This is a genomic window from Bacillus sp. 17RED48 (genome assembly GCF_019837545.1).
In the GTDB taxonomy this organism is placed as follows: domain Bacteria; phylum Bacillota; class Bacilli; order Bacillales; family Bacillaceae_G; genus Bacillus_A; species Bacillus_A wiedmannii.
This window is the reverse complement of sequence record NZ_JADAXG010000018.1, coordinates 1-18,441: the sequence shown is the minus strand read 5'-3', so window position 1 is coordinate 18,441 and position 18,441 is coordinate 1. Positions and strand designations below refer to the sequence as shown.

The 18,441-nt window shown below is 37.8% G+C and carries 2 protein-coding genes and 1 pseudogene; all 3 read right to left on the bottom strand.

What is annotated here, in order from left to right:
- Positions 1-8 precede the first annotated feature (8 nt).
- The 3 genes and pseudogenes from ILT06_RS30990 to ILT06_RS30985 all read right to left on the bottom strand — a co-directional run bounded on the left by ILT06_RS30990 (position 9) and on the right by ILT06_RS30985 (position 18,310).
- A complete protein-coding gene (locus ILT06_RS30990; protein WP_374453895.1) occupies positions 9-12,023 on the bottom strand; it encodes an amino acid adenylation domain-containing protein in 12,015 nt (4,004 codons plus the stop codon).
- A 48-nt stretch (positions 12,024-12,071) separates the two neighbouring features.
- A pseudogene (locus tag ILT06_RS33225) lies at positions 12,072-17,108 on the bottom strand (amino acid adenylation domain-containing protein); the annotation flags it as partial.
- Between the two features lie 506 nt (positions 17,109-17,614).
- Entirely contained in the window at positions 17,615-18,310 is a 696-nt protein-coding gene (locus ILT06_RS30985; protein WP_257152758.1) for an SDR family oxidoreductase, read from the bottom strand.
- Positions 18,311-18,441: the final 131 nt, after the last annotated feature.

Sequence of the window (18,441 nt, the reverse complement as noted above, 5' to 3'; positions counted from 1 at the left end):
TTCTCCTCTTATTCATGATCAGTTCCATCATTTTCATAAAATTCGTTCACTTGTTGCAGTATAACTGGCAGGCTTTCTCCATCACATATAATGTGATGAATATCAACAAATAGATAGGAGGCCGTTGTTGTCTTCATTAATTTCACACGCATCAACGGTGCTTCGGATAAAACAAACGGTTGTATAAATTTATCGTATTCTGTTTGTATATCTATTTCGTCCACTTCGCTGTAGTCTATTAAAACCCTTGCGTCTGGAGAAATCGTTTGAATAGGCTCACCGTCCACAACATGGAAACTAGTTCGCAAGATTTCTTCTTGCTTTAACAGCTTATCCAAAGCCTTCTGTAATCTTTCTTTATCTAGCGGTTCTTCATAAGCATAAACGTCCGATACGTTGTAGTTAATATTAGGTCCGGTCATCTCGTCCAGAAGATAGAGTCGTTTCTGAGCTGAACTTGTAGGGTAGTATTCAGCTGCTGAAGCTTGTTCCATTGCCACAAACATCTCGCTCTCAATCGACTCGATATTTCCCGCTATCTGCTCGGGCGTACCAAAAGTAAAAACATCTCTAATTGACAATCTTACTCCTATGGCCTTCTCCAATTCATTGCACAAGAGCACTGCTTTCAGTGACGATCCCCCTAGATCAAAGAAGCTATCAGTTACACTGACTTTTTCAATATCTAGAATGTTCTCAAATGCCTGCACGATCAGAGTTTCATATTCGTTTCGTGGTGCAATATATTCCTTTGACTTATACTGCGGCTGTGGTAATGAGGCTTTGTCAAGTTTCCCATTACTTGTAAGTGGAATCGCATCAACCGAAATAATATGTGCAGGCACCATGTAATCTGGTAATACTTTACTTAACTTGATCTTAACGTCCTTTTCTTCTATTTCTGTCTCAGTTATTACATAGGCACACAGGAATTTCTCATTCCTTTTGTCTTCTCGCACTATGACTACAGCTTCATTTATGCCTTCAATCTCCAATAAACGGCTTTCTACTTCTCGTGGTTCAATACGATATCCTCTGATTTTTGCTTGGTCATCCATCCGTCCAATATATTCAATGTTTCCGTTAGGTAACCAACGTGCCAAATCACCTGTCCGATACATCTTTCCGGATCCAAATGGGTTGTGTACAAACTTCTCGTCTGTCAGGTCTTGTCGATTTAAATATCCTTGAGATACACCCTCACCTGTTATACATACCTCACCCGGAACTCCAATTCCACAAAGTTCATTTCTATTTAATATATAAATCTTTAATGTTGGAAGTGGCATTCCTATATCGCTAATTCCTCTCTCGATGGCTTCAGCATCAATATCGCGATAAGTAGCGTATACCGTGGTTTCTGTTGGCCCGTACATATTAACCAGACGACAATGTCTATTGTTCTCATGCCATTTCTTCAAATGTGCTGGATAAAGTGCCTCCCCTGCAAAAATAACATATCGTAAACTATTTATGGTTTGTCCTGTCGTTGCATCGATCAACGCATAGAATGGTGAAGGTACCTGGCATAAGATGGTTACCGCTTCTTTTTGGAGCAGCTCTCCGAAGGCATATCCATCTTTTACTGTATCCTCAGAAGGTATTACAAGCTTTGCTCCATTCAATAGACTTCCGAATATTTCCCAAACCGAAACATCAAAACAATAAGAATGGAATTGAACCCAAATATCATTTTCATATAAATCAAGCTTAAACTTGTCATTCTTGAGTAATCGCACTACATTTACATGCTGAACCATAACACCTTTTGGCCGGCCCGTCGTACCTGAGGTATAAATAACATACATCAAATCACTTGAGTGATTTACATGAACAAGGTTACTGCATTCCATTTGATAATTTGCCTCATCATGAAGATTCATGACAGGAATGTCAACTTCAGGTTCTTTTGTACTGCATAATACGACCTTTGGTTTACAGTCATTAATGATATAATTAATTCTTTCCTCTGGATAAGATGGATCAACCGGTACGTAAGCTGCTCCAGCCTTTAAAATAGCGTATATACCCACCACCATCTCCAAACACTTCTCTGTTGAGATCACCACAAAGTCATTGGGTTGAATGTTATAGTCCTCTCGAAGCTTTCTTGCCAGAGCATTCGCCCGTTCATTTAATTGTGCATAGGTCATCTGTTGTCCATTAAATGTGATGGCTATACTATTAGGTATTCTGGCGGCCTGCTCTTCAAGTAACTGCACAATCGTCATATTTTGAGGGAATTCTGCATCCGTCATATTGAACTCATCCAATATTTTTGCTTCTTCGTACAGATCTACCATGGCAATCTCCTGCAGCTTCTTTTCCGGAGACATTAAAACTCCTTCAATTAATGTTAAGAAGTGTTTTGCCATGTACTCGATCGTTTCTGGTTTGAATAAGTCTGTAGAATATTCAAAATCAATCTTATAGCCTTCTGAATCACTTATCATGGTTAAGGTAAGATCAAATTTAGAAATACTACCTTCAACGGATTCCCTTGTTCCAATATGAATACGATCCGAATAACTCTCTCTCTCATCGTCCTGCAATACAAACATCACATCAAATACTGGGTTTCTTGAGAAATCTCTCTTTACTCCCACTGCTTCAACTAAATCCTCGAACTGATAATCCTTGTTATCGTATGCCTGTAAACATTTCTCTTTTGTACGTAATAATACATCCTCAAATGTATCATCAGCGCACACATTCCCTTTGATTGCCAGAGTGTTTACAAACATGCCCAACATATTTTGGGTATCCGTATGGTTTCGGCCCGATATTGGCGTTCCTACTATAATTTCTTCCTGTCGACTGTATTTTCCTAACATAGAGAAAAAGGTGGATAACAACACCATAAACTCCGTTGCACCATACTTCTTCGCTAACTCTTTTACTTTAATACTCGTTTTTTCTTCTACCTGTGTTCGGAAATTAGCACCTCTAAAGCTTTGTTTATGAGGGCGTGGATAATCCATGATTAAATCCAGGACTGGTATATCACCGGAGAATTCTTTCTTCCAGTACGCTGCCTGTTCTGTGATATCTCTAGCATTTTGCCAAGCAGAAAAGTCTTTATACTGTACTCGTGGTGTTAACAATTCTCTTCCTTCATATAACTCTTGTATTTTGTAAAGCATAACTGGCATGCTTCCTGCATCACATAAAATATGGTGAATATCCAGGAATAAATATGAATCACTTGGAGTATTCAGTATTTTTGCACGCATTAGTGGTGATTTTGACAGGTCAAATGGTTGGACGAAAGTATTATATTCATCTTGGATATACTGTGAATCTGCTGTCTTTACTTCACTGTGCTCCAGCACAATTCTTGCATCTGAAGAAATTTTTTGAATTGGTTCACCATTCACGATATGGAAACTTGTCCTTAAAATTTCCTCATGCTCTACTAATTGATCCAATGCCCTCTGAAGTCGCTCATTGTCTGGTTTAACTTTAAGCTTGATTACTAAAGGAATATTATAAGTTATACCAGGGCCTGTTAGTTGGTCCAAAAGATAAAGTCTCTTTTGAGCTGAACTTATAGAATAGCTTTCTGCTTCTGCTATTTCTGGTATTTCTTCAAACGTATTCTCCTTTGAGTTTTTTATTTGTTCTGCAATATTTTTTGGTGTAACTAAATCAAAAATTTCTCTAAGTGGTAACCTTACCCCTGTGCTCTTCTCTAATTCATTACACAGCCGGATTACATTAAGCGAGTATCCACCCAAATCAAAGAAATTGTCATTTACACTTACTCTTTCCATACCAAGTACATGTTCAAATGCCTCTACTACCAATTTTTCCGTCTGGGTCTTTGGTGCCTCATAACCCCTTATCATCTTAGTTTCTTCAATAAACTGTTCCGGGTTCGGCAATAATTTACGATCTACTTTACCATTTGCAGATAGTGGAATCTCATCTACCTGTATGAATTGTGCCGGGATCATATAATCAGGCAGATGTTTGGCTAACTCTCTTTTTATTTCTGCCAATTCTACGGTCTCATCTGCAACAATATACCCACACAATTGCTTCTCTCCATGTGAATCACTGTAATCAGCGACGACGGACTGGTGAATATGTGGCAAATGATTGATACAGTGTTCTATTTCTCCTAGTTCGACACGATGTCCACGTATCTTAACTTGACTATCTTTTCTTCCCAGGAAGTCTACATATCCTTCCGGACGCATGACACCATAATCACCTGTTTTGTACAGATAACCTAATCTATGGTTGATAAAGGCGGCCTTCGTCTTCTCTTCTTCATTGAGATAACCTACGGCGACTCCTTTTCCACCAATATGCAGTTCTCCTGGTACGCCTACTGGGCATTCTTCCCCACATTCATCCAGTACGTAAATTTGTTGATTTTTCAGCGGATAGCCGTAAGGGATACTTTTCCACTCTGGCTTCACTTCTGTGATTGGGAAATATATGGACCATATAGAGCCTTCCGTTGCTCCACCCAACCCGATGACTTGTGCTTTTGGCATTCTTGTTTTGATTTTCGCTGGCAAACCAAGAGAAATCCAGTCTCCACTTAGCATCACCATACGTAAGCGCTCTGCTGAAGTGCTATGCACCGTGTCTTGCTTTGTGCTTTCTAGATACATATCCATAATTGCCGGAACCGAATTCCATATCGTGATTTCTTCTTCGATCATGATTTGATGAATACTGGCCATATCTAAAAGATCTGGAATTAATACTAACTGAGCTCCGCTAATGAGTGCTCCAAAAATATCATAGACGGATAAATCAAAGCTCATCGATGATAGGGCAATGATTTTATCTTCGCTATTTACTTGGAATTTCTCATTAATATCTAATAATGTATTCACTACTGCTTCATGGGTGATCACAACACCCTTAGGATGTCCAGTGCTTCCTGACGTATAGATAGCATAAGCTCTATCCTGCTGGCAGCCTTCTAACAGTTCTAAGGCGCCATCGTTATAGGTAGAAAGGTTCTCTGTTTCATATAAATCCGGATGAATCATGAGCTTGATATCACTATGCTCCACGATATATTTTATTCTTTCCTCAGGATGTTCCGGATTAACAGGAATATAAGCATGGCCGGCTTTTAAAATAGCTACCATATTTACAATGGTCTCAATTCGTCTCTCTGCCCAAACTCCAATATAAGAATTGAGCGCATAGTTTTGTTCTGCTAAATAACGAGCGACCTGATTGGATTTTCTCGCCAACTCGCCATAGGTCAATGTATCCTGTCCTAATTTGACTGCAATAGCATCGGGAGTCTTCTGGCATTGCTGGTCTATTAATCTTTGCAGTAAATCCCCTTCATAATCTCCTTGTGTACGATTGTAATCAAGCAGTAGTTGATACTGTGTTACAGGCAGCGGCATAGATGAAAGTTTATTGTCTATAACTTGCTGTAATCGAAGTTGATACGTTTCAAACATGGCACTGATCATGTCTTCATCAAACAAATCTTTTGCATAATCCCAAGTCACAATTAATTGTCCGTCGCTTTCCGCAACTTGGAAGTCCAAAAACACTTCAGGGGTCTGATTTATTCCGTATTTCAATTCTCCCCTACTACCTATATTGGCATTGAAAAAATCTACTTCGTCACGAAGCATACTCGTAAATACAATTGGCATTATAGCTTGACCTTCTTGACCACGGTGTTCAGCCAGATCACGCAGGAAATCAACCCCACTGTAAAATCTGTGGTCTAACGCTTCAAATAACCGATTCTGAATCTCAGTAGTTCTTTCCCAAAATGGTCTATGAGATGATAAATCGATATCTAACAACAATTTCGATACGAAATCCCCCATCAGAGACATTCCATCTTGATGAAAAGGCTGATTACTAAACAGATTTAAGCTAAGTGCCATATTGGATTGATTGCTCCATTTAAATAGAACTTCCGCATATATTGTGCACAATAACGCAGATGGTGCAATTTTGTTATCCAAAGCCTTGTTTCTCACAATCGCCCAGTCTGTCGCAGCAATTCTCGTTTCTAAACGTTTTACTGTTGCGTTGTTTACAGCATTCCCATTTGGAAGAAGTGGTAACTGAGGTGCATGCGGGAAATTGTCTACTTTTGCCTTCCAATAAGCTTGATCTCTTTGCTGCAATGCCCGCATCAAATCTGAAACTTGCTGTGCCAGATGATTGGCACGATGATCAAGCTCTGCTTGGGTCGAATCTTTCTCCTCTTTCTTAAAATCCTCTTTCTTAAGTAGCTCTTGCAAACGGTCTTCTGGATGTTTTATAACTTCTGATAGTAATAAAACATAATCATCCAGCATTTGCTTTATCGTTTCCTGTTTAAATAAATCTGTAGAATACTCTAAGTTGACCACATAACCCTCTGATGTGTGTATTACCATTAAATTCAGATCAAACTTAGCTACTTTTCCTTCCATTGGTACCCATGTTCCACTCACAATGCTCTTTGAACCAGACATAATTTCACTCTCTGGCATCATGAACATTACATCAAATAATGGATTTCTTGATAAATCTCTCTTTACATCTACTGCCTCAACCAAGTCTTCATATTGAAAGTCCTGATTATCGTACGCACGAAGACATTTTTCTTTTACTCCAAGCAATACTTGTTCAAAACTCTCCTCTTGTTTCACTTTTCCTTTGATAGCCAAGGAGTTTACAAACATCCCCAGCATTTCTTGTGTATCAACGTGGGTTCTACCTGATACAGGAGTTCCGACTACAATTTCTTCCTGTTGACTGTATTTGCTCAATAGAATCATAAAGGTTGATAACATAGTCATGAATTCCGTAGCACCATGCTTCTTCGCTAATTCTTTTATTTCCATAAAAACTGGTTCTTCAATCTTAGTTTTTACGTCGGCACCATTGAAGCTCTTTTTCTTAGGACGTTGGAAATCTGTATTCAAATTAAGTATTGGAATTTCGCCTAAGAACTCGTTTTTCCAATATGCCGCCTGCTTCGTAATATCCTGAGTCATTTGCCAAGCAGAGAAATCTTTATAATGAAGCCTTGGGATTGGTAAAGTATTTCCTTCATATAACTCGCTTATCCAGTTCATCATAATAGGCAGACTTTCTCCATCAGAAACAATATGATGAATATCCAGCATCAAGTATGAAGCTTGTGGTGTCTGTAATAACTTAACCCGCATCAAAGGTGCTTTGAATAAATCAAATGGGCAAACAAAACGATCATATTCATCTTGAATATCTAGTGTATCTGCTTCTTTGTATTCCAATACTACTCTCGCATCTGGTTGAATCACTTGAACTGGCTCTCCATTAATAAGATGGAAGCTGGTTCTTAATACTTCTTCTCTCTCTAAGAGCTTATCTAATGCTCCCTGTAACTGCTCTTTATCCAGAGTGTTTTCGTATTTTATGACATTCGAAATGTTATAGGAAGTACTAGGACCTACTATCTCATTGAGAAGATAAAGTCGCTTTTGAACAGAACTCATAGGATAGAACTCTGCTTCAGCTATTTTCGGTATTTCCGAAAAACGATCCTGTTGTAAGCTTCCAATTCTTTCTGCAATACGTTTTGGTGTAGATAAAGCAAATATTTCACTAAGCTGCAGTCTTATACCGATTGTCTTTTCTAATTCATTACACAATAATGTAACTTTCAGTGAATGACCACCCAAGTCAAAAAAGCTATCATTGACACTAATTCCTGTTATTCCAAGGACTTTCTCAAATGCTTCAACTATTAACTTCTCTTCTCTATTTATTGGTGCTACATATTCCTTAGGCTTGTATTCTGGTTCTGGTAGTGCCGCTTTGTCCAGCTTTCCATTATGACTTAATGGAATTTGGTCAATTCGAATAATATACACAGGAACCATATAGTCTGGTAACTTCTTGCGTAATTCACTCTTGATTGTATCTTCGTCTAATTCTTCTATTTCTGTATGAACGACTACATAAGCACACAGATATTTTTCTCCTTGCTTGTCTTGTCGTACTACAACGGCTGCTCCACTAACTCCTTCGAGCTCCATCAAAGTACTTTCAATTTCTCCTGGTTCGATTCTGAAACCTCTTATCTTAACTTGATCATCTATACGGCCAAGGTACTCGATATTTCCATCCGATATCCACCGTGCCAGATCACCTGTTTTATACATCATTCCTGAACCAAAAGGATTTTTAATAAATTTCTGAGCTGTTAATTCTTCATGATTTAAGTATCCACGCGACACACTTTCTCCTGCAATACATAATTCCCCTGGTACACCTATTCCGGCTATTTTTTCATTTGATAATATATAAATTTGTGTATTACTAATAGGCTTACCAATTAATATTTTATCTACATCTAAGCCTGTTGGACAATGATATCCACTGGAATTAACTGTAGTTTCTGCTGGACCATAGAGATTCAGTAGTTCTGCTCTTACTTGTCCTTTTTCCCTTAATTGATTATAATGTCTCACACTTTCCGCATTCAGTTTCTCACCAATATTAATGATATAACGCAGAGTATTTATTTTTTCTTTGCTCATATCTAATTCTTCTAGAAACATATTGAACATGGAAGGAACGAACTGGATTGCATTGACTTTATAATCCTGAATTACCTTGATGATCTTATCACTTTGACTTTCTTCTCCTTGTTGCAAAATAACAAGTTTACCACCCGCTAACATCCACCAAAATACTTCCCAGGCAAAAACATCAAATGCATAAGTGGTCTTCATTAAAAGAGATTCTCCCTCGTGTAATGGGTATTCTCTTTGTGTCCACATCTGCTGATTGACTATATTCTGATGCTCTACCATAACCCCTTTTGGTTTTCCTGTTGTACCCGATGTATAAACCAGATAAATAAGATCACGAGGAGTATTTACATGTTCTAGATTCCCTGCACCTTCTCCATAATTGCTTTCACTATATAAGTTAACAACCTTTTCAGGAGAAATATTATACTTTCCATGACCAATTAAAACCGCTTTAGGCTGGCTATCTTCCAATATATACTCGATACGTTCTTCTGGATACAATGGGTCAATGGGTACATATGCTGCACCCGACTTTAGGATGGCGTATAACCCGATCACCATCTCCAAACTTCTTTCTGCTATAATCGCAACAAAATCATCAGGCTGGACATGGTATTCCCGTCGTAACTTTAATGCAAGCTGATTGGCACGAGCATTTAATTCAGCGTAACTCAATTGCTCATTCCCGCATACAACTGCTGTATTATGGGGGGTTCTTGCTACTTGTTCTTCAAATAATTGTACAATTGTCTTGTCTCTTGGATAGTCGCTGTCCGTTGCGTTAAACTGTACTAATTCTTTCATTTCTTCTGCTTCACTGGTCATGCCTAATTCGATTAATTTCGTCTGTGGTGCTGCAATTGCTTGTTCCATAAGCCTTTGCAGATGGGAACCAATAATGTTTATTTGTTCCTTGTTATATAGCTTTGTACTGAAAAGAATTCTAAAATGGATACGATCACTCTTAAATGCTGTCATTCCCAAGTCATACCCAATTTGTTCGCGGTAATATTCGGATTCCACATTTAATTTGCCATCAATATTTATACTTGTTCCTTGATAGCCTTCAAAGAAGAATAATGTTCCAATTAGATCTCTTCCTAATAAAGTATGATTCTGTATTTCTGCTAAGGGAAGAAAATCGTGTTCATTTGCAATAATTGCCTGGCTCTGTAATGATTTCAACAAATCGGCAAAGGTGTCTTCGTTTGTTGTCGATATACGTACGGGTATTGTATTGATAAATAAACCAACGATTTCTTCAATACCTTCAATCTCTGCATTTCTACCAGATACAACTTTTCCAAATACAACATCATTTGTTGAGTTGTATTTTTCCAATAAAACGCCCCAACAAGCTTCTACTAGCGTGTTCAATGTTACATCATATTGGGCACATATCGCTTCTGCTTGTTCAGTTACCTCTATGCTTAACTTAAACTCTTGGCTCTGACTCTCTTCTTCTGTTTCATCTGGACGACCTAAAGGTAGAATATCAGCCCTTGTCTCATATCCTTGAAGAAGGTCTTCCCAATATTTAAGGCTCGTCTCTTTATCTTTTTCATTTATATAATGGACAAACTTTTCATAGCTACCCATTTTATTAGAAGCAGCCTGATTAGGTGTTTTTAATTGTTCTTCATCTGTTGCCATATACGCACTAAATAATTCTTTACGCAAAATTGGCAAACACCAACCATCTAAAATAATATGATGGTTTGTCATGATCAACCGATAACCACTGTTATTTATTTTTATCAGATTCATACGAAGTAGTGTATCTTCTTCTAAATCAAATCCTCGTTTTACATCTTGTTCCTTTAAATCAAGATAATCCGATTCATTATCTACTTCCATATAATTAAATTCCGGCATTCTTTCTTTCAATACAACTTGTCTTGGTACACTTACTCCCCGATAACAGATTTTTGTACGTAAAATATCATGCTGTGTTGCTAAATACTTAAAAGCTTTGTGCATCTTCTCTACATCTACATCTGCCAATCGCAACGTCTGCTGAACAACATATTTTGTAGATGATTCATCCATAAGCTTCTCATAGAGCATTCCCTCTTGCACAGGAGCCAATGGATAGATACGTTGAATTTCCTGGCCGCGGATTTCGACAGCTTCCTGTACATAACAAAATTCGCTATCTTTCCATACGCTCTCACCAAAATCACTTGCCGTTGACTCACTCTTCTGTGCGTGGGAGCAATGTTCTGCGACTGCTATCAGTTCTTCTTCATATGCTTTTCCTATTTGCTCAATTCTCTCAGCCAAATAACGACTGCTGTTGCAGGTTACTGTCATAGATAAACTACCTTTTTGCACATGACCTATGACGTTAATGGATGGTCCAAATTGATTACGAGGATTCGTATCCTGTCCATAACCTAATTGTGAAAACTCGAAATATAGATCGCCAGATTCTTTCTTTGTTCCTAGTTCTCCAAGATAATTAAATGATATATCTGGTGCCACTTCTACATCCATTTCTTCTGGATTACCCATGGCTGCATTCTTTATGATGCCATAATCAATTCCATGTCCTGGTACGCGTCGTAGTGTCTCTTTCGTATTTCGAATATCCTGTGCAATATTAGTGCCTAACTCATCTAAAACTACGGGATATATACTAGTGAACCATCCTATTGTCCTACCTAAATCAAAAGAGCCTACTGTTTCTTCACGACCATGTCCTTCCATCTGTATAGCAAGCGTTCTCTGACCTGTTACTTTGTTTACCGCACGTCCTAGTGCTGCTACAAGCAAGTCATTAATCTCTGTATTATAAGCATGTGCACTTTCTTTTAATAACTTTTCTGTGATAGCGGCATTAAGACATGCCACGGCTGTCTTTGGTTCGAATTTATCATCAATTCCATCTTCTTTTAACTTACCATCAACCAATTTATTTTCTATTTCTGACCAGTAAGCTAACCTTCTCTTTAACTTTTCACTCTGGCTGTAATAAGCTAATCCTTCGCTCCATACTTTAAAGGAAACGGTTTTAGCTGGTAATGTTATCTCTTTTTGATTCAAAGCTTGAGAGTAGCCCTTCTCCAAATCCTCAGTTAAAATCCTCCAGGAAATCACATCCATTATCATATGATGAGCTAGCAACATCATATAATCTTGCTCCGGCGTACTAAATAAAACAGCCTGCAATAATGGTCCTTCCGCCAAATCCATCTTTACTTTCGTTGTTTTAATTTTTTCCTGAATCTCTTCAGATTCACATGCTATTTTTGTAAAGCCGTACCATTTCTTATCTTCTACTTTCCCTATAACCTGTTTCTTATCTTTATACGTAGCTCTCAAAATATCATGATGCTGCACTAACGCAGATAAAGCTTTTTGCAGTGCCAGATCATTTAGTTTTTCACGAACCTTAAACACTTGGCATACATTAAAATATTCAGGATCTATCATATTTTGTGCGAAGAAGTAGTTTTGAATTGGTGTCAGTGAAATTTCACCAGTTATTTCTCCTTGCTCCGCAGGCATAATTTCTTTTTTTGTGGATAAATTCATGGCTATTAGCTTTGGTGTTCTCTCCATCAAAAGATTTCGCATGGAGCTATCGTATCCAGCTTCTCTTATCTTGTTTAGAATATGGATAGCCTTAATCGAATCTCCACCCAAATCAAAGAAATTGTCATTTACACTTACTCTTTCCATACCAAGTACATGTTCAAATGCCTCTACTACCAATTTTTCCGTCTGGGTCTTTGGTGCCTCATAACCCCTTATCATCTTAGTTTCTTCAATAAACTGTTCCGGGTTCGGCAATAATTTACGATCTACTTTACCATTTGCAGATAGTGGAATCTCATCTACCTGTATGAATTGTGCCGGGATCATATAATCAGGCAGATGTTTGGCTAACTCTCTTTTTATTTCTGCCAATTCTACGGTCTCATCTGCAACAATATACCCACACAATTGCTTCTCTCCATGTGAATCACTGTAATCAGCGACGACGGACTGGTGAATATGTGGCAAATGATTGATACAGTGTTCTATTTCTCCTAGTTCGACACGATGTCCACGTATCTTAACTTGACTATCTTTTCTTCCCAGGAAGTCTACATATCCTTCCGGACGCATGACACCATAATCACCTGTTTTGTACAGATAACCTAATCTATGGTTGATAAAGGCGGCCTTCGTCTTCTCTTCTTCATTGAGATAACCTACGGCGACTCCTTTTCCACCAATATGCAGTTCTCCTGGTACGCCTACTGGGCATTCTTCCCCACATTCATCCAGTACGTAAATTTGTTGATTTTTCAGCGGATAGCCGTAAGGGATACTTTTCCACTCTGGCTTCACTTCTGTGATTGGGAAATATATGGACCATATAGAGCCTTCCGTTGCTCCACCCAACCCGATGACTTGTGCTTTTGGCATTCTTGTTTTGATTTTCGCTGGCAAACCAAGAGAAATCCAGTCTCCACTTAGCATCACCATACGTAAGCGCTCTGCTGAAGTGCTATGCACCGTGTCTTGCTTTGTGCTTTCTAGATACATATCCATAATTGCCGGAACCGAATTCCATATCGTGATTTCTTCTTCGATCATGATTTGATGAATACTGGCCATATCTAAAAGATCTGGAATTAATACTAACTGAGCTCCGCTAATGAGTGCTCCAAAAATATCATAGACGGATAAATCAAAGCTCATCGATGATAGGGCAATGATTTTATCTTCGCTATTTACTTGGAATTTCTCATTAATATCTAATAATGTATTCACTACTGCTTCATGGGTGATCACAACACCCTTAGGATGTCCAGTGCTTCCTGACGTATAGATAGCATAAGCTCTATCCTGCTGGCAGCCTTCTAACAGTTCTAAGGCGCCATCGTTATAGGTAGAAAGGTTCTCTGTTTCATATAAATCCGGATGAATCATGAGCTTGATATCACTATGCTCCACGATATATTTTATTCTTTCCTCAGGATGTTCCGGATTAACAGGAATATAAGCATGGCCGGCTTTTAAAATAGCTACCATATTTACAATGGTCTCAATTCGTCTCTCTGCCCAAACTCCAATATAAGAATTGAGCGCATAGTTTTGTTCTGCTAAATAACGAGCGACCTGATTGGATTTTCTCGCCAACTCGCCATAGGTCAATGTATCCTGTCCTAATTTGACTGCAATAGCATCGGGAGTCTTCTGGCATTGCTGGTCTATTAATCTTTGCAGTAAATCCCCTTCATAATCTCCTTGTGTACGATTGTAATCAAGCAGTAGTTGATACTGTGTTACAGGCAGCGGCATAGATGAAAGTTTATTGTCTATAACTTGCTGTAATCGAAGTTGATACGTTTCAAACATGGCACTGATCATGTCTTCATCAAACAAATCTTTTGCATAATCCCAAGTCATAATTAATTGTCCGTCTCTTTCCGTGACTTGGAAATCTAAAAATACTTGAGGGGTCTGGCTTATTCCGTATTTAATTTCCCCTAATTTCGTCAACGTATCTGCAAATTCCGATTTATCGAATAACATACTAGTAAATACAATTGGCATAATCGCTTTACTAGTCATTTCTCTCTTACTTGCAATATTTCGTATAACATCAACACCACTATAAAAACGATGGTCTACTGCTTCAAATAATATATCTTGAACCATAGATGCTTTCTCCCAAAAAGCACGATGAACAGATAAATCAATATCTAACAATAAAACTGATGTAAAATCTCCAATCAACTTCATTACGTCTGGATGAAAGGACTGTCGATTAAATAATGTTAAATTAAGTGCCATTCTGGATTGATTGCTCCATTTGCACAAAACTTCCGCATAAATTGTACATAAGAATACAGATGGTGTTACACCGTACTGAGTTGCCAGGCCCTTCACAATATTCCATTGATCAGTTGTCAGACTTTTCTCCATTCACTGAAATATTGGTTTCTCTATGAATTCTGGCTCACAAACTAATGGTAGCTGAGGTGCATAGGGAAAATCCTCTATTTTGGCTTGCCAATAGTCTTGAGCTTTTTGATAGGCGGAAGATTCACGAAAGCTCTCCAATGCCCTTACATAATCTGAGAATTGGAATGTTAAAGGTTTAATCTCCATATTCGGTTTCTCATAATAATCCATTATCTCTTGTATTAAAATTAATAAACTGCCTCCATCAGCAATTAATAAGTCAATATCCAGGAAGAGATAATTTTTCTTCTCACCAAGAATAAATGCAGTCAACTCAAATAATGGCCAATGATCTTGTTGGAAAACAAAATGTGACCTGCTATTTCTTTTTTCCAATATACGTTTTTGTTGATCCTCTAAAGACAAGTCTTGTAAATCTTCAATACAAATCTCATAAGAAGAATTAGAACGCCGAACTTTTTGCATTCCTGTATCATCAAAAATAGTACGCAGCATAAGCTGACGCTCTAAAACATGATTCAATGCATCGTTTAAGCGTTTAATATCTAATTCTGTTTCAAACTCATAATAGGCATGTGTGGAGACATTACCCATTTCCATAATATTTTGTCTTCCAACTAAATAGGCTCCTTGTATTTCTGTTACCTGGAACGGCTCATACCACATGTCTTTATTCCCTGTTAATTCGGATGCATTGACATCCTCTGCCTTTAGTTGTTCCTCAACCATCTTAATTATTTGTTCCAGGGTAGACATTTTGAAAAGGCTTACAATAGGGATTTCGACTTGAAATCGTTGATTTATTTCATCCTGGAAACGAATCAACGTTAACGAACTAACTCCCATCCGAGAAATCGTATCGTCTACTTTCAAAGAAGGGATAGAGAATACTTCTTTTGCAATTTCAACGATTTGATTTTCAATCTCCGTTTTGTTCCATGCTGACTTCTTTGCAGATTCCTTGATACTCTGATAAGAATATGGAGCTATTGCGATAACTTCATCAAACTCATGATTCTCAAATCGCTCTATTAAAAGAAAACGTTGCACCTTTCCACTTGTTGTTTTCGGTATCGTTTTTATTGGAATTACATAATCTGCAGCTATTCCAACCCGTTCTAATACCATATCCTGCACTTGATGGGCAAGTGGCAAAAATGCCTTGGCATCTTTTCGATTATGTACAAATACTATAATTTCATCCCTGATCGATGACGGATTGCGAACACCACACACAACGACTTGAGACAACTCTGGGATCGCCAATGTTAACATATTTTCTATATCGCTAGCATAATAATTCTGACCATTTACAAACAGAATATCCTTCTTTCTGCCCATTACAATGAGTTCTCCATTGCGTAAAAGTCCTAAATCTCCTGTACAGAAGAAGCCCTGTTCATTAAAAGGGGAACTATCATGATTCATATATCCCTCAAATACATTTTTCCCCTTGATCACTATATTGCCTATGTAATTTTCCCCTAAGATGTGGTCTTCATCATCTACAATCAATATTTCTAATTCATATAATGGTTCTCCTACTATGGCAAACTCTGCTGCATTTGGCTCCTTCGTTTCTATATACTCCACTTCTTGACCAATACGAGCTTTATGACGGTTAATACATACACTTCTATTATGTCCTTCTTCAGGAATAGTAACAGCCAGACTAGCTTCTGCCATACCATAGACTTGATGGATCGTATTTTCACGCAAGCCAGAAGACGAGAATTTTTCATAAAATCGTCTAATGGTATCCATTGATATTGGTTCTGCACCACACATTATGTTTCGCACACTAGATAAATCAATATTTTCTAAATGTGAATCCTTTACAGTCTTTATCATCCAGTCTAATCCAAAATTCGGACTTACAAGCACCGTTGCTTTTAATTGCGCACATTTTTGAAGATATAGCCAAGATTTCTTTAAAAATGTACCCGAATTTAGAAGGGAATGAGATATACCCGCAAATATCGGAGTTAAATGATAACCGATCAAGCCCATATCATGTGTCAATGGTAACCAACTAGCCATGACATCATTTGTGTCTAGTTTCAAACGATCTACTATCTGTGCCAAATTATAAACTAGATTTTCATGTGTTAATTTTACTCCTTTAGGGTTACCTGTGCTGCCAGACGAATATTGTATATACGCTAAGTCCTGACAATCTACTGTAACGCATTGCCCCTCTTCCATATTACATGCTAAGGTTTCATACTCTAAGTATTTCAAATTATTGGCTTCATAACTTTCTCTAAACGTATTTAAATTTCTTTCATCAGTAATTATCCACGCATTCGGCAACTGCTCACTTACTTTCACTAACTTCTTGAAAGCTTCAGTGTCAGGCGATGCAATTAGCGGTACAGACAGAGGAACGGGGATCATGCCTCCTAAAATACAACCCCAAAACAACCTTATAAAGGATAGATTATTGTTTGTCTGAAAGATAATATAAGAGCCCTTCTGAAATCCCTGCTTTTGTAGTGCCCCTAAGATGGATTTGGCATTAAAATAAAGACTTTCATAAGACTCAAACAATTCAGAGCCATCGGATTGAGTAAAGTAAACTCCCCTTGATTTCTCGTTAGCATAAATTCCAAGTAATTGATCTAGTGTTATATTAACTCCATCCTCTAATACTGATTTTGTATAAGGTTTCATATTTCACATCCTAAAAAGTTATTGTTTTTATGCTGCGATATTATCTTTGTTACAATTGATGCAACGTCTTGATCTTGCCTCTTTAATATTAAAATTTATGTTGAGAATTATTTATGTATATTGGATTCTATAATTCTATTATATTCTATTTAAGGATAATATCAACAGAATTTCTTAAATTTTTCCAGCTCAAAGGGCGTGGTTTAAACCCACCGCCCTTAGCCTTCGGGTTGGATAGTAATAATCAGAATCACTTAAAAAAACACTCAATAATGCCCCCGTTGTCAAGACACGATTTTTTGAGGGAAAAGTTATGTCCTTCTTATCATGTCATGTAGCATTTCAGGATGCGATCTGTTCTCAATATATCATTTTTTTACATTTTCCAATTTAATAGCGTGCAGAAAGGCAAACAGCCTCTGCACGCTTGTGTATAAATCTTAAATTTCAACTTATATCTTATATCATACAGCAGTCATTTTCTTGATCATCCAGACGGTGCCACATCAAATGCTCATCGGTTTCCCTTGATAGTCAACGAAAACAAATTCACTATTGATACGAACTTGTCGATTAATGAGATTATAAATATCTTCTGCTGTTTCTTTTGGATGTGTCGGGGCTATCATTCCTCCCATATCCGTCCTTACCCACCCTGGATGGACGGAAAGGACTTGAATGCCTTCATTCTTTAATGCTACATGGAGCTTCTCAGACAACATATTTAAGGCAGCTTTCGACAATCCATAAGGATAATCACCACTATATGCATTTGTTAGACTACCACCTTCTGACGAGATGTTGATAATGGATTGATTCTCACCCTTTTTCAGCAAAGGTAGAAAATGTTTAATCACACGGGCTGGTCCTAACGTGTTGACATCAAATGCTAGTTTGATAGCCTCTATATCAAGATCCTCAATAGACGTACCCCTTCCATTAAGAATGGCAGCATTATTGATAATCACATCAAGACTTTCACCTACATTACGAGCTGCTTCACGAACAGATTCCTCGTCTGTGACATCTAAATGAAGAATTTCTAACTGGTTGCTATTTTTCTCTTTTAATTTGGTTAATTGAGTCCTTTTTTGTTCATTCGCATCTCTGACTCCAGCAAAAACTCGGTACCCTTTTTCTAATCCAACTTCGACAAATCCAAGCCCTAAGCCCCTATTTGCCCCAGTAATTAATATATCCACCATAATCCTCCCAGATTTTTTTAATAGTTATTTTACGGATGCATGTGATAGCAATAGGTAAGACTTTGATGTAATCGCCATCTTTTCCCCTGCTCCACACCCAACGTGCGACTTTCACCGCATTGGGCGTT